We start from the raw sequence: 14,037 nt of genomic DNA, 5'->3' as shown, positions 1-14,037 counted from the left end.
GACTTAAAACATATAAACCCGTCGAAAACTGCACGCATAACGTCCGCAAAATCCCTGGCACCACGATTCAGTTCGCCCCCCTGCGAAATATAGGCTTTTCGCCCTACAACGCCTTATCAGCCGGTAGGCCTTTACCTTTTTTGATGTAGGAATTTTCCTGTTTTATACCTACTCCCCTTCAAGTTCATGCTCCTGCCTTAGCTTCTGAGCTAATGTGCCCGCTTTATTTGCACACGCATGGAATACGATCATGAACACAGTTTTTATTATTGATGACCACCCGGTTATAAGGCTCGCCATACGAATGTTGTTGGAACATGAAGAGAATTTCAAAGTCGTCGGCGAAACGGATAACGGGTGCGACGCCATCCAAATGGTCCGCGAATGCATGCCGGACCTGATCATCCTCGACATCAGCATTCCGAAACTCGATGGACTGGAAGTGCTGTGCCGGTTCAACGCCATGAACACCTCGATGAAAACCCTGGTGCTGACGGCTCAATCGCCCACCCTGTTTGCCACACGCTGCATGCGTTCAGGTGCCGATGGCTATGTGTGCAAGGAAGGCGACCTGAGTGAACTGATGAGCGCCATCCGTGCCGTCTTGTCAGGTTACAACTACTTCCCCAGCCAGGCCTTGAACACCAATGACGAAAGCGGCAAGGAGCTTGAACTGTTCAAGGCCGTTAACGATCGCGAGTTAATGGTATTGCAACTTTTCGCACAAGGTCGCACCAACAAGGAAATCGCCAAAGGCATGTTTCTGAGCAACAAAACAGTAAGCACCTACAAAAAGAGGTTAATGCAAAAACTTCAAGCCAAGTCTTTGGTAGAACTTATCGAGATGGCAAAACGAAACGCGCTAGTGTGAGAAAGCGGATGCCCAGCCGTATAAAGGACTATTTGATTATATTGAGTGCCGGTTTGTGCTTCAGCACTGCCGTGCCTGCAACCCCTCCAGCGAGCCCGGAACATTTCGACCTATTGAGTCGCGCAAACTCCATGCAACTGGAAACCCACCTGAACAAGGCCCAGCGCCAATGGCTCCAAAACAAACGGGAATTGGTGCTGGGAACGGCATACCCGGACTATCCGCCGTTTGACCTGACCTCCAGCGGGCACGACTACGAGGGACTCACCGCGGACTACGCCGGCCTCCTGGCCACGGCATTGGCCTTACCGATAAAGGTATTGCGCTACCCCTCCCGAGAAGCCGCCATTCGAGCCCTTGAAGCTGGGGATATCGATTTACTGGGCTCCTCCAACAGTTTTGAAGCGGCAAACCCCAACCTGACCCTGTCTGAGCCCTATGCCGCAGACCGGCCGGTGCTGGTGACCCGCGAAGGCGAGACCCGCAGCCTGAGCGACGGACTGGCCGGGATGCGTCTGGCACTGGTCTACCACTACCTGCCGCTGGGCGAGGTGGAGAAGCTGTACCCCAAGGCGATCATCCGCGCCTACCCCTCTTATCAAAACGCCTTGAATGCGGTGGCTTTCGACCAGGCTGACGTTTTTCTCGGCGATACCATCTCCACGCACTACATGATCAACAAGGGCTACCTGAAAAACATCCGCATGGCGAACTTCGGCAAACATGAAGCCTATGGGTTCAGCTTTGCGATGCCCCAGGACCAGCAAACCCTGTTGAGCATCGTCGACGCAGCACTGAGGGCCGTGCCTACCACCGAAAGGGAAGCGATCGCCAAGCGCTGGAGTGCCGGCAGCGACATCCTGTTGACCGACCAGAAGCTGCAACTGACGCAGCGCGAGGAACGCTGGCTCAAAGACAATCCGGTGGTCAAGGTGATCGTGAACCCCACCTTTGCGCCGCTGACGTTCTTCGATGCCGATGGCAATTTCCACGGCGTCACCGCCGACCTGCTGGAACTGATTCGCCTGCGCACCGGGCTGCGCTTCGAGATCCAGCGCGGGCGGGATGTGAACGCGATGATCGAAGACGTCGAGACAGGCAAAGCGGACATCATCGGGGCGATCATCCCGAGCGTCGAACGCGAGGCTCAAATCAACTTCAGCCGCCCTTACCTGGAAAACTCCTACGTAATGCTGACGCGCAAGGACGGCCAGGCACCCACAGGTCTGGAGGAAATGGAGGGCAAACGCCTGGCGATCACTCAGGGCAGCCCGCTGAAAAAATTCCTGCGCGAGCAGTTCCCAAAGATTCAACTGGTAGAAGCCGGTGACACCTTCAAGTCAGCCGAGATGCTCGTACAAGGCCATGTGGAGGGCGCCGTGAATACCCTGGTGGTCGCCAATTACTTTCTGACCTCGCAGATGTTCCAGGACAAGGTTCAAATCAGCTTCAGCATTGGCACCATGCCCGCCACCTTTGGATTGGCGACGTCACGCAGCGCCACGGAACTCAGCTCGATCCTCGACAAAGCCCTGCTCAGCATCGCCCCGGATGAGCTGGGGGTGATCAACAGTCGTTGGCGCGGCTATACCGCCGCCTCAGACAGTTACTGGCGTGACTATCACCAACTCATTGCACGCATCATCATCGGCACCGGGTTGCTGCTGCTGATATCCCTGAGCTGGAACGCTTACATGCGCCGCCAGATCAGTCACCGGAAAATGGCCGAGCGCGCCCTCAATGATCAGTTCGAGTTCATGCGCGCACTGGTCAATGAAACCCCGCACCCGATCTATGTACGTGATAGCAGGGGGCTGCTGCAGACCTGCAATGACAGCTACCTGCAGGTGTTCGACGTCAAGCGCGAAGACGTGATAGGCAAAAGTGCGGTCCAGATCAGCACAGCCCTTGCAACGGAAGCGGCGCAATACCATGCCGACTATCAACGCGTGGTGGCCGAAGGCAAACCGATGATCCTGGACCGTCCCCTGCATATTCGCGGAAAAAAACTCACGATCTACCACTGGATCCTGCCGTACCGTGACTCGGTCGGTGAAGTTCAGGGCATCATCGGTGGCTGGATAGACATCAGTGAGCGACGCCAGCTGTTCGACGAACTTCGTACCGCCAAGGAACGAGCCGACGAAGCCAACCGGGCCAAGAGCACGTTCCTCGCGACCATGAGCCATGAAATCCGCACACCGATGAACGCGGTGATCGGCATGCTGGAACTGACCCTCAAGCGGGCGGACCAGGGCCACCTTGATCGCCCGGCCATCGAAGTGGCCTATAACTCAGCCAAGGATCTGCTGGAACTGATCGGCGACATCCTGGACATCGCGCGTATCGAATCCGGGCGTCTGAGCCTGGCACCGGAGCGCGTCAACCTGCGGGAAGTGATCGAGTCGGTGGTGCGTGTCTTCGACGGCCTGGCGCGTCAAAAGAGCCTCAGCCTGATGCTGGAGTTCACGCCAGACCTTGAAGACACTGAAGTCTTGATCGACCCACTGCGCTTCAAGCAGGTGCTGTCGAACCTGGTCAGCAATGCCATCAAGTTCACCGAGCGTGGCCAGGTAAAAATCAAGGTACAAGTCTTACCCACTGAGCTGGCGCAACAGGTCGAGATGAAGCTGGTGGTGGAAGACACCGGCATCGGTATCAGCCGGGACGACCAGAAGCGCCTGTTCGAACCCTTTGCCCAGGCCGACAATTCCGGGCAACTGGCCAGGAGCGGCGCAGGCCTGGGGCTGGTGATCTGTCGCAGCCTGTGCGCCATGATGGGCGGGCAACTGAGCCTGAGCAGCGTGCCCATGGTGGGTACCCAAGTGCATGTGAGCCTGAGGATGACACGCCTGCAACCGGTGACGACGGCGGACGAACTCAAATCCGAGGCGCCTGCAAGCGCGACCGTGCTCAATGTGCTGGTGGTGGACGATCACCCGGCGAACCGTTTGCTGATGTGTCAGCAACTCGGTTTCCTGGGCCACCAGTTCACTGCCGCCCAGAACGGGGCCACCGGTTTCCAGGCGTGGCGCCAGGAGCACTTCGATCTGGTGATCGCCGATTGCAACATGCCCATCATGAACGGCTACGAGTTGAGTCGCTCAATCCGCGAATATGAACAACGCGAACACCTGAAGCCCTGCGTCGTGCTGGGCTTCACCGCCAATGCACAGCCCGAGGAGAAGCATCGCTGCGCAGAAGCAGGCATGAACGACTGCCTGTTCAAACCCATTAGCCTCACGGCGCTGGAACGGCAACTGGCAAAGATCAGTCCGCAACCCACCCACATGATCCTGGACCTCGGCAATTTCGAGAACCTTACCGGTGGCGACCCGCACATGAGCCGTCGCTTGCTGGAAGAGCTACTGAAAAGCAGCCGTCAGGATCGCCAAGAGTTGGTCGCACTGATGGCTGCGCAGGCCCCGGCCCAGAACATCATCGAACAGGCTCACAAGATCAAGGGCGCTGCCCGCATCGTTCAAGCCAGTACGCTGGCCTCGCACTGCGAAGCCCTTGAACAGACCTGTGCCCACGGCGATGAACGACACCTGATCAATGCGGGTGTGAAATCCCTGGAAAAGCTGATGCTGGAGATGGAGAGGATGCTGCAGGTGCAGCTTGACGGGATGGAGGGTCAGTAAGGGGGCGTGCTGCGCCCCCCTGCTTGATCAGCAGTCGGTCAAGCGCAGGAAGATCGCCGCCAGATGTTCGATTCCCGCCTGGTCCTGAGGGGTAAAGCGGGCCAGCAAGGGGCTATCGAGGTCGAGGACGCCAATCAACTTGCCGTCCTTGACCAGTGGCACCACCAGTTCGCTGTTGGACGCGCTGTCACAAGCGATATGCCCGGGGAACGCGTGCACATCTTCCACCCGTTGGGTTTGCCGCGAGGCCGCAGCGGCACCGCAGACCCCTCGGCCAAACGGAATACGCACACACGCGATCTGCCCCTGGAATGGGCCGAGTACCAGCTCTTCATTGCGGTTGAGGTAAAAGCCGGCCCAGTTCAGGTCATCCAACTGGCTAAACAGGAAAGCGGAGAACTGCGCGCTGTTGGCGATGAAATCGCGTTCATCCGCCAGCAGCGACTCCAACTGGGCACACAGCAGGGCATAGCCACCGAGACCGGTGCCGGCTTGTTGTAAATCGATCATGGTTGACGCTCCAATAATTTGAGGCCCACCCAATAACGGGCGAATTGATACGCGCAACGGCCGTTGCGGTTGCCGCGCCCGGTCGCCCAGCGCACGGCCAGAATGTCGAGGGCTTCATCGCGCTGCCACTGCAAACCCGCCTTGTTCGCCAGCTCACCGATCCAGTGCTCGACCACATCCAGAAAATGCTCCTGGGTGAACGGGTAAAACGACAGCCACAAGCCAAAACGGTCGGACAGGGCAATCTTGTCTTCCACCGCCTCACTGGGGTGCAGTTCGCCATCCACGCGCTTCCAATTGTCGTTGTCGCTCTGGTTTTCCGGCACCAAGTGACGGCGGTTGGACGTGGCATACAACAGGACGTTTTCAGGCGCCTGTTCCAGGGAGCCATCCAGTACGCTCTTGAGTACCCGGTAGTCGCCCTCGCCGGCCTCGAACGACAGGTCGTCACAAAACAGGATGAAACGCTGCGGCAGCTTGAGCAGTTGCTCAACCACACGGGGCAAGTCGGCCAGGTGGTCACGCTCGATTTCGATCAGGCGCAAACCGGCCTCGGCATGCTGGGCGAGCAACGCGCGCACCATGGACGATTTACCGGTACCGCGCGAACCCCACAGCAACGCATGGTTGGCGGGCAGCCCATCCAGAAACTGCTGAGTGTTGCGCGCCAGTGTTTCACGTTGCTTGTCCACGCCAATCAGGTCGGACAGGCGCATGTCCAGGCTCACATCCAGGGGCAACAGGAAACCACTGCGGCCTTCACGCTGCCAACGGGCGGCCAGGCAATGGTTCCAGTCGATGGCTTGGCGTGGCGCGGGCAACAAGGGTTCCAGACGAGCGAGCACTGCATCGGCCCGCTCCAGAAAGGCATTCAATCGAGAGTCCACGATTATTCCTCTGGCAAGTTCTTGTAAAAGATGGCGTATTGGCAACCCTGCGACAGACCGCTTGGGGCTGCGTAAAAAACGATTTATGCCGGGCAAGCCTGAGCCTGTGGATGTTCAGCTATGCTTGCCGGGCGAAGGGAAACGTGAAGTGGTTCAACACTCGATGGATATCAAATTCGCCCACCGCTTGTCTTTTAAACAAGCCAGATTGACTGTGCTGGTCGGTTTCGTCTTGGGAACCTTGCTCAGCCTGATCCAAATCGGCATTGATTATGCCAGTGAAGACGCATCCATCAACCGTGAAATACGCTCGCTGATCGAAATCAGCCATAACCCGGCGTCACGTATTGCCTACAACATCGATGCGGAACTGGCCCAGGAGCTGACCCGCGGCCTGTTGCACTCCCCAGCCATCATTCGCGCGCAGTTGATCGACAACAACGGCGTGGTACTCGCCGATGTCGACCGGCCACGCAAGGAAAGCACTTACCGGCCTATCAGTGACTTCATGTTTGGCGCCAACCGCCAGTTCGAAGACCAACTGTTCCTGAGCCACATGCCTAACGAGTCACTGGGCGTACTACGTCTGGATGTCGACACCTACGCTTTTGGCAGCCGGTTCCTACGCCGCGCCGAGATCACCCTGCTCAACGGATTTGCCCGCAGCCTGCTGCTGACCGGGATTCTGCTGGGCCTGTTCTATGTGATGCTGACTCAACCGCTGGTGCGCATTATCCGTGAACTGAGCACCCGCAAGCAGGCCCGCCTGGATTGCCCGCCGGGGCATGAGCACGATGAAATCGGCGTGTTGGTGAATGTCGCCAACCAGCAATTCGAAAACATGGAAACCGAAATCCAGCAACGCCGTCACGCCGAAGACCGATTGACGGAATACCTGGGGCAACTGGAGGACATCGTCTCCGCTCGCACCCTCGAACTCAAGGCCAGCAACCAGCGCCTGACCCAGACCAACAATGAGCTCGAAGCGGCAAAGATGAATGCATTGGCCATGGCTCAGGCCCGGGCGGCTTTCCTCGCAAACATGAGCCACGAAATCCGCACCCCGCTCAACGGCCTGCTGGGCATGATCGCGCTGTCGCTGGACAGCCCGTTGAACGCCGAGCAACGCCAGCAACTGTCTATCGCCCATGACTCGGGCAAAGTGCTGGTGGAGTTGCTCAACGATATTCTCGACCTGTCCAAGTTTGATGCCGGGCAGTTGGAGCTGGAGCGCATCCCGTTCGACCTCGGCGCGCTGGTGGAAGACACCGCGAACCTCTTGTCACAGAACGCAGCGCCGAGCGTGGAACTGACGTGCCTGATCGACCCGCAGTTTCCGGCCCAGGTACTGGGCGACCCGACCCGTGTGCGGCAGATCGTCAGCAACTTACTGTCCAACGCCCTCAAGTTCACACGCTTCGGTCGCGTTGATGTGCGCCTGCACACCCACGACGGCGGCGTGCGTATTGAAGTCTGCGATACCGGCATCGGCATTGCGCAGGATGCCCAGGTGAAGATCTTCCAACCGTTCACCCAGGCCGGTGCCGGTATCACTCGCCAGTTTGGCGGGACGGGCCTGGGTCTGGCGCTGACCCACAACCTCTGTGAAGCCATGAAGGGACGGTTGAGTATCAGCTCGGAGGTGGGCTTTGGCAGCCAATTCTGCGCAGACCTGCCGCTGCCCACCCATTTGCCCGCCGTGCAGCCGCCGCCGCTGAGCGGCCAGGTCATCGCCATCACCAGCGCTGGCGGCGGCCTGACGGAGTTGCTCACCACACTGCTGCCCAGTTGGGGGCTGACACCGCGTTGTTTCACCATGGATGACGATTTGAGCGGGCAAACGCCTGACCTGCTGATTACCGATTGCCCGGAATGCCTGTTCCGCATACGGCCGGGCATTACCGCGCCCATTTTGCTGGTGACGGCCTATGGCAATTTCATGCCAAGCGAGGAAGTGGCAGCGCTGGTACCCCTGCACCAACAGGCGCGTCCTTTGAGCCGCACCGCGCTGTATCAGATCCTGCTGCGCAACATGCACAGAGGCACGCAGTTGATCCTTGATCCGATCCAGCTGGATGCCGCCCCCCTCGCACATCGCGCGCGCATCCTGCTGGTGGAGGACAACCCGGTCAATCAACTGGTGGCCAAGGGCATGCTCAGCAAACTGGGCTGCGAGGTGATTGTGGCGCCCCATGGCGGCGAAGCGCTCAAACTCCTCGAAGAGCAACCCTTCGACCTGGTGCTGATGGACTGCAACATGCCGGTGATGGATGGCTATGAAGCCAGCCGACAGATTCGCCGCAGCGGGCGCTGGCCGGACCTGCCGATTGTCGCGTTGACCGCCAACGCCCTGTCCGAGGAGCGCGAGCGGTGCCGTGCGGCGGGCATGAATGACTACCTGGCCAAACCGTTCCGCCGCGAAGAACTCAATGCCCTGCTGGACCTGTGGGTGCCTCGGACGACAACGCTCTGATCTGCGCCAGCAACTGATCCAGACCGTCACGCAAGGCGTCAGCCTGGTTCAGGTCAACCCCACTGGCGCACAGCAACCGGGTTTTCAGGGCGAGGGTCTGATCACGCAGCTGTACGCCGCTGTCACTCAGGCTCAGGTGAACCTCCCGCTCATCCTGGGCACTGCGCCGGCGCCGCACCAGCGCAAGTTGCTCCAGACGCTTGAGCAAGGGCGTCAACGTACCCGAGTCGAGCATCAGGCGTTCGCCCAGGGCTTTGACTGTTGGTTGCGACGTTGGCGTGTCGTGCCACTCCCACAACACCAGCATCACCACATATTGCGGATAGGTCAGGCCCAATTGGTCGAGCATCGGCTTATAGGCGCGTGTAACAGCCCTGGAAGCAGCGTAGAGCTTGAAACACAGCTGGTTGTCCAGGGCCAGGGACACGGCGGGCGGCTGGATCATTTGAGCAGGGCTTCGATCTCTTGGGTCAGGTCCTGCGGCTTGGTGGTGGGGCCAAAGCGCTTGACTACCTGGCCGTCGCGGCCGATGAGGAACTTGGTGAAGTTCCACTTGATGCCTTTGGAACCCAGCAGGCCCGGCGCCTGTTTTTTCAGTTGCACGAACAGTGGATGGGCATCGCTGCCATTCACGTCGATCTTCTTGAACAACGGGAAGCTGACACCGAAATTCAGCTCGCAGAATTCTGAGATCGCACCTTCGTCACCCGGCTCCTGCTTGCCGAACTGGTTGCAGGGAAAGCCCAGCACCACCAAGCCCTGATCCTTGTATTGCTGCCAAAGCTGTTCCAGCCCCTTGTACTGCGGGGTGAAACCGCACTTGCTGGCAGTGTTGACCACCAGCACGGCCTTGCCGGCGAAATCGGCCAAGGTCTTTTGCTCACCTTTGATGGTGGTGCAAGGGATGCTCAGCAGGTTGTCGCTCATGGCAGTGCCTCAAGAAAAAAAGGGAGAAGAAGGAGAAAGATAGTAGGCGATTCAATTGTGTGCAATTGAATTGATCGGAATGATAGTGCCTTATGGGCACGGGATGAGGGAGCAGGCTCCCTCACCGCGAGGACTCAGCGCGGGACCAGGTCCAGGCACACCGAGTTGATGCAATAACGCAGACCGGTCGGCGGCGGCCCATCCGGGAACACGTGGCCCAGATGCGCATCACACTTGGCGCAGGTGACTTCGGTGCGGATCATGCCGTGGCTGACGTCACGGATCTCGATCATCGCGCTGTCGGCAATCGGCGCGTAAAAGCTCGGCCAGCCGCAGCCGGAATCAAATTTGGTGGCGGAGTCGAACAGCGGCGCATTGCAGCAGATGCAGTGGTACACGCCGTCGGTCTTGGTGTCGTTGTACTTGCCGCTGAACGGGCGCTCGGTACCTTTGAGCCGGCACACGTTGTACTGCTCGGGATCGAGCATGGCTTTCCACTCTTCAACGGTTTTCTGCAACTTATCCATCGGTACACCTCGGCAACTGAAAAAGCCTGATCTGTGTCTTTTCCATGGATCAGGCGGCACGTATGATTGCGCCTCTTCAAAACGCCAGTCTGGCACCCGCGCTATCGGCATTCAAACGTATTTATGGGTGCGGGCCCCGCAGGTTTCACAGTACGGTAGTGTCCACACCGTCTGGATCGTTCATTTTCAGGATCACATCGCCATGCAGGTCAGCAAATCGAACAAGCTCGCCAACGTCTGCTATGACATTCGCGGCCCAGTGCTCAAGCACGCCAAGCGCCTGGAAGAGGAAGGCCATCGCATCCTCAAGCTGAACATTGGCAACCCGGCGCCCTTTGGTTTCGAAGCGCCGGACGAAATCCTCCAGGACGTGATCCGCAACCTGCCTACCGCACAGGGCTACAGCGACTCCAAGGGCCTGTTCAGCGCACGCAAGGCGGTGATGCAGTACTACCAGCAGAAGCAGGTTGAAGGTGTCGGCATCGAAGACATCTACCTGGGCAATGGCGTGTCCGAGCTGATCGTGATGTCCATGCAGGCGCTGCTGAACAACGGCGACGAAGTGCTGGTACCAGCACCGGACTATCCACTGTGGACCGCCGCCGTGACCCTGGCCGGTGGCCACCCGGTGCACTACCTGTGCGACGAGGGCGCCGATTGGTTCCCGGACCTGGCCGACATCAAGGCCAAGATCACCCCGAACACCAAGGCGCTGGTGATCATCAACCCGAACAACCCTACCGGCGCGGTTTACTCTAAAGAAGTGCTGCTGGGCATGCTCGAACTGGCCCGCCAGCACAACCTGGTGGTGTTCTCCGACGAGATCTACGACAAGATTCTCTACGACGATGCGGTCCATATCTGCACGGGCTCCCTGGCGCCGGACCTGCTGTGCCTGACCTTCAACGGCCTGTCCAAGTCCTACCGCGTGGCGGGCTTCCGCTCCGGCTGGATCGCCATCTCCGGTCCCAAGCACAACGCCCAGAGCTACATCGAAGGTATCGACATGCTGGCCAACATGCGCCTGTGTGCCAACGTGCCGAGCCAACACGCAATCCAGACCGCACTGGGCGGCTACCAGAGCATCAATGATCTGGTTCTGCCCCAGGGCCGCCTGCTGGAGCAGCGCAACCGCACGTGGGAACTGCTCAACGCGATCCCGGGCGTGAGCTGCGTGAAACCCATGGGTGCGTTGTACGCGTTCCCACGGATCGACCCGAAGGTGTGCCCGATCCTCAACGACGAGAAGTTCGTGCTCGACTTGCTGCTGTCGGAAAAACTGCTGGTGGTGCAGGGCACCGCGTTCAACTGGCCGTGGCCGGATCACTTCCGCGTGGTTACCTTACCGCGTGTGGATGACCTGGACATGGCGATTGGACGTATCGGCAATTTCCTCAAGTCCTATCGCCAGTAGGGGATATGACGCTGTACGACCGACATTCGGTCGTACAGCGATTATCTGGCAACACTTCTCTGTCTTTACCCCTCCCCTCATACCGCCCGTGCCGCTCTATGGCCTCAAGCCCCCTATAATTGTTGGGCCACAAGACCATGAACGGCTTGTAAGGGGTAGCATTCCCGGTCGGAAAATCCCTTCAAGACTCTACATTCGAGCTGTAGGACACAGTTTGAAATAGTCGCTCGGTTGAATCACCCCATGCCGCACCTTATATACCCCGCAGTAAGCGACATATTAAGCATGAGGAGAACTCTACAACCATGATGCGCATCCTGCTGTTCTTGGCCACCAACCTGGCGGTCGTGCTGATTGCCAGCATCACCCTGAGCCTTTTCGGCTTCAACGGGTTCATGGCGGCCAACGGGGTTGATCTGAACCTCAATCAGCTGCTGATTTTCTGTGCGGTCTTTGGTTTTGCCGGCTCGCTGTTCTCGCTGTTCATCTCCAAGTGGATGGCGAAGATGAGCACCAGCACCCAGGTCATCACCCAACCACGCACTCGCCATGAACAATGGCTGATGCAAACCGTGGAGCAGTTGTCCCAAGAGGCAGGTATCAAAATGCCCGAAGTCGGGATTTTCCCTGCTTATGAGGCCAACGCCTTTGCAACGGGCTGGAACAAGAACGACGCGCTCGTGGCCGTCAGCCAGGGCTTGCTCGAACGTTTCTCACCCGATGAAGTGAAGGCAGTACTCGCGCACGAGATTGGCCACGTTGCCAACGGCGACATGATCACCCTGGCACTGGTGCAAGGCGTGGTGAACACCTTCGTGATGTTCTTTGCGCGGATCATCGGCAATTTTGTCGACAAGGTGATCTTCAAGAACGAAGGCGGTCGCGGTATCGCCTACTTCGTGGCGACCATCTTTGCCGAAGTGGTACTGGGCTTCCTGGCCAGTGCGATCGTGATGTGGTTCTCGCGCAAACGCGAGTTCCGGGCAGACGAAGCCGGCGCACGCCTGGCGGGCACCAACGCAATGATCAGTGCGCTGCAACGCCTGCGCTCCGAACAGGGCCTGCCGGTGCACATGCCTGACAGCCTGACCGCCTTCGGCATCAACGGCGGCATCAAGCAGGGCCTGGCGCGCATGTTCATGAGCCACCCACCGCTGGAAGAGCGGATTGACGCGCTACGTCGTCGGGGCTGATACCCGGTAATGCAAAAAAGGGGCGATCGGATCGCCCCTTTTTTTGTGGGCGCCCCTTTATACCCGCGCCATTTTGCAGACGCGCTCGTCCAAGCCCGTGACGCCGTCCTGCACGAACTTCCAGCTCTCACCAAGAATGTCTTGCTCCTCGATCACCTGCAGGCTCCAGTGCGCTTCCAGCAGCACCTTCACCTCGTCATCCGTCACGGCAAACGGCGGGCCGGCCTTTTGCGTCTGGTCGTAGTCGAGGGTGATGAGCAATCCTTGGCAGCCTGGGCGCAAGCGGCTGTTCAGATGCTCGGCGTACTGCGCGCGCATCAGCGGTGGCAAGGCGATCAGGGCGGCGCGGTCGTAGAGCGCAGTGCAATCAGCCAGCACCTCAGCGTCCAGGGCGAAGAAATCACCGCACCACACTTCGATCAAATCCGCCTGGTACACCTTGAACGCGCCGCGCCGAGTGGTTCGCGGCGTCAGGTTCTGCTCACTGAAGAAGGCTTCAACCGCTTGCTCCGACAGTTCAACGCCGAGCACGCGATAGCCGTGGCTGGCCAGCCACATCAAGTCCAGGCTTTTGCCACACAAAGGCACCAGCACCTTGGCGCCCTCAGCCAACGCCAAAGAAGCCCAATGCCTTTGCAGGTAAGGGTTGACCTCGGGCAGATGGAAGCCGATCTGATTGCGCGCCCAGCGCTCCTGCCAAAACTTAGGTTCCATGGATCCCCCAGAAATCTCGATCAAAAGGCACTAAAACTTATATTAGATTTAGATCAATGATCTGATTGAAGATGGGCCCATGTTAACGCTCAGGACCCCACTTATGCTCCCTAGCCTGTTTATCTCACACGGTTCGCCCATGCTCGCCCTGCAACCTGGCGCCAGCGGCCCGGCGCTGCAACGCCTGGCGGCCGAGCTGCCCCGCCCGAAGGCAATCGTGGTGGTGTCGGCGCATTGGGAAAGCCAGGATTTGCTTGTCAGCGGCAGCGCCGCACCGGAAACCTGGCACGACTTCGGCGGCTTCCCCCGTGAACTGTTTGCCGTGCAATACCCGGCGCCGGGCGACCCGCAACTGGCCCGCGAGATTGTCCAACTGTTGCACGCCGATGGTCTGAATGCGCGCATTGACGACCAGCGCCCTTTCGACCACGGCACTTGGGTGCCGCTGTCGCTGATGTACCCCGCCGCGGATATCCCGGTGGTGCAGGTGTCCCTGCCCAGCCACATGGGCCCTGCCCTGCAGACACAAGTCGGCCATGCCTTGGCCAGCTTGCGCGAGCAAGGTGTTCTGCTGATCGGTTCCGGCAGTATCACTCACAACCTGGGCGAACTGGACTGGCACGCCGGGCCTGAAAGCATCGAGCCTTGGGCGAGGGGTTTCCGCGACTGGGTCGTGGAGAAGCTTGTTGCCAACGACGAAGCCGCACTGCACGACTATCGCCGCCAAGCGCCCTACGCAGTTCGCAGCCATCCAAGCGATGAACACCTGTTGCCGCTCTACTTTGCGCGTGGTGCGGGCGGGGGTTTCAGCATCGCGCACCAAGGTTTCACCATGGGCGCGCTGGGCATGGACATTTACCGCTTCGGCTAACTCGTA

At 59.1% G+C, this 14,037-nt stretch carries 12 protein-coding genes; 6 read left to right on the top strand and 6 right to left on the bottom strand.

Annotation, left to right across the window (positions count from 1 at the left end; genetic code table 11):
* The first annotated feature begins 250 nt into the window (after positions 1–250).
* The gene (locus tag NDJ82_RS10675; protein WP_099586790.1) at positions 251–871 is read left to right on the top strand and encodes a response regulator transcription factor; all 621 of its coding nucleotides are present in this window, start codon (positions 251–253) and stop codon (positions 869–871) included.
* An 8-nt stretch (positions 872–879) separates the two neighbouring features.
* On the top strand, positions 880–4,515 hold the full coding sequence (locus NDJ82_RS10670) for a transporter substrate-binding domain-containing protein (RefSeq protein ID WP_250925428.1): 3,636 nt from the start codon (positions 880–882) through the stop codon (positions 4,513–4,515).
* 27 nt (positions 4,516–4,542) lie between these two features.
* On the opposite strand, the gene msrC is transcribed toward NDJ82_RS10670, so the two are convergent.
* Together msrC and NDJ82_RS10660 are read right to left on the bottom strand one after the other, a co-directional pair.
* On the bottom strand, positions 4,543–5,025 hold the full coding sequence (gene msrC / locus NDJ82_RS10665; protein ID WP_112194267.1) for a free L-methionine (R)-S-oxide reductase MsrC: 483 nt from the start codon (positions 5,023–5,025) through the stop codon (positions 4,543–4,545).
* On the bottom strand, positions 5,022–5,912 hold the full coding sequence (locus NDJ82_RS10660) for an ATP-binding protein (protein WP_099586793.1): 891 nt from the start codon (positions 5,910–5,912) through the stop codon (positions 5,022–5,024). The genes msrC and NDJ82_RS10660 overlap by 4 nt, the downstream gene beginning before the upstream one ends.
* A gap of 163 nt (positions 5,913–6,075) precedes the next feature.
* On the opposite strand from NDJ82_RS10660, the gene NDJ82_RS10655 reads away from it, so the two are divergent.
* Positions 6,076–8,385 (top strand): hybrid sensor histidine kinase/response regulator, encoded by a 2,310-nt coding sequence (locus NDJ82_RS10655; protein WP_112194263.1) that lies wholly within the window; start codon positions 6,076–6,078, stop codon positions 8,383–8,385.
* Here NDJ82_RS10655 and NDJ82_RS10650 read toward each other — a convergent pair.
* The 3 genes from NDJ82_RS10650 to msrB form a co-directional block, all read right to left on the bottom strand.
* A complete protein-coding gene (locus NDJ82_RS10650) occupies positions 8,339–8,830 on the bottom strand; it encodes a MarR family winged helix-turn-helix transcriptional regulator (protein WP_158878807.1) in 492 nt (163 codons plus the stop codon). The genes NDJ82_RS10655 and NDJ82_RS10650 overlap by 47 nt on opposite strands.
* Positions 8,827–9,312: a glutathione peroxidase gene (locus NDJ82_RS10645; RefSeq protein ID WP_099586796.1), complete on the bottom strand. Its 486-nt coding sequence runs from the start codon at positions 9,310–9,312 to the stop codon at positions 8,827–8,829. Before NDJ82_RS10645 ends, NDJ82_RS10650 begins: the two co-directional genes overlap by 4 nt.
* Before the next feature lie 134 nt (positions 9,313–9,446).
* The gene (gene msrB, locus NDJ82_RS10640) at positions 9,447–9,839 is read right to left on the bottom strand and encodes a peptide-methionine (R)-S-oxide reductase MsrB (RefSeq protein ID WP_112194259.1); all 393 of its coding nucleotides are present in this window, start codon (positions 9,837–9,839) and stop codon (positions 9,447–9,449) included.
* Between the two features lie 202 nt (positions 9,840–10,041).
* Between msrB and NDJ82_RS10635 the strand changes: the two genes are divergently transcribed.
* Entirely contained in the window at positions 10,042–11,253 is a 1,212-nt protein-coding gene (locus NDJ82_RS10635; RefSeq protein ID WP_017136168.1) for a pyridoxal phosphate-dependent aminotransferase, read from the top strand.
* Between the two features lie 305 nt (positions 11,254–11,558).
* On the top strand, positions 11,559–12,446 hold the full coding sequence (gene htpX, locus NDJ82_RS10630; protein WP_032889053.1) for a protease HtpX: 888 nt from the start codon (positions 11,559–11,561) through the stop codon (positions 12,444–12,446).
* A 57-nt stretch (positions 12,447–12,503) separates the two neighbouring features.
* On the opposite strand, the gene NDJ82_RS10625 is transcribed toward htpX, so the two are convergent.
* On the bottom strand, positions 12,504–13,160 hold the full coding sequence (locus tag NDJ82_RS10625; protein WP_250925427.1) for a thiopurine S-methyltransferase: 657 nt from the start codon (positions 13,158–13,160) through the stop codon (positions 12,504–12,506).
* 103 nt (positions 13,161–13,263) lie between these two features.
* On the opposite strand from NDJ82_RS10625, the gene NDJ82_RS10620 reads away from it, so the two are divergent.
* Positions 13,264–14,031 (top strand): DODA-type extradiol aromatic ring-opening family dioxygenase, encoded by a 768-nt coding sequence (locus NDJ82_RS10620; protein ID WP_250925426.1) that lies wholly within the window; start codon positions 13,264–13,266, stop codon positions 14,029–14,031.
* Positions 14,032–14,037: the final 6 nt, after the last annotated feature.

Origin of the sequence: Pseudomonas sp. SR18 (assembly GCF_023701505.1) — a bacterium.
GTDB classification, from domain to species: Bacteria; Pseudomonadota; Gammaproteobacteria; order Pseudomonadales; family Pseudomonadaceae; genus Aquipseudomonas; species Aquipseudomonas cyclaminis.
This window is presented reverse-complemented; position numbering and strand designations above follow the sequence as displayed.

Coding starts and splice junctions, on each gene's coding strand:
- NDJ82_RS10675 (WP_099586790.1), top strand. CDS start 251: ATGAACACAGTTTTTATTATTGATGACCACCCGGTTATAAGGCTCGCC.
- NDJ82_RS10670 (WP_250925428.1), top strand. CDS start 880: ATGCCCAGCCGTATAAAGGACTATTTGATTATATTGAGTGCCGGTTTG.
- msrC (WP_112194267.1), bottom strand. CDS start 5,025: ATGATCGATTTACAACAAGCCGGCACCGGTCTCGGTGGCTATGCCCTG.
- NDJ82_RS10655 (WP_112194263.1), top strand. CDS start 6,076: ATGGATATCAAATTCGCCCACCGCTTGTCTTTTAAACAAGCCAGATTG.
- NDJ82_RS10650 (WP_158878807.1), bottom strand. CDS start 8,830: ATGATCCAGCCGCCCGCCGTGTCCCTGGCCCTGGACAACCAGCTGTGT.
- NDJ82_RS10645 (WP_099586796.1), bottom strand. CDS start 9,312: ATGAGCGACAACCTGCTGAGCATCCCTTGCACCACCATCAAAGGTGAG.
- msrB (WP_112194259.1), bottom strand. CDS start 9,839: ATGGATAAGTTGCAGAAAACCGTTGAAGAGTGGAAAGCCATGCTCGAT.
- NDJ82_RS10635 (WP_017136168.1), top strand. CDS start 10,042: ATGCAGGTCAGCAAATCGAACAAGCTCGCCAACGTCTGCTATGACATT.
- htpX (WP_032889053.1), top strand. CDS start 11,559: ATGATGCGCATCCTGCTGTTCTTGGCCACCAACCTGGCGGTCGTGCTG.
- NDJ82_RS10625 (WP_250925427.1), bottom strand. CDS start 13,160: ATGGAACCTAAGTTTTGGCAGGAGCGCTGGGCGCGCAATCAGATCGGC.
- NDJ82_RS10620 (WP_250925426.1), top strand. CDS start 13,264: ATGCTCCCTAGCCTGTTTATCTCACACGGTTCGCCCATGCTCGCCCTG.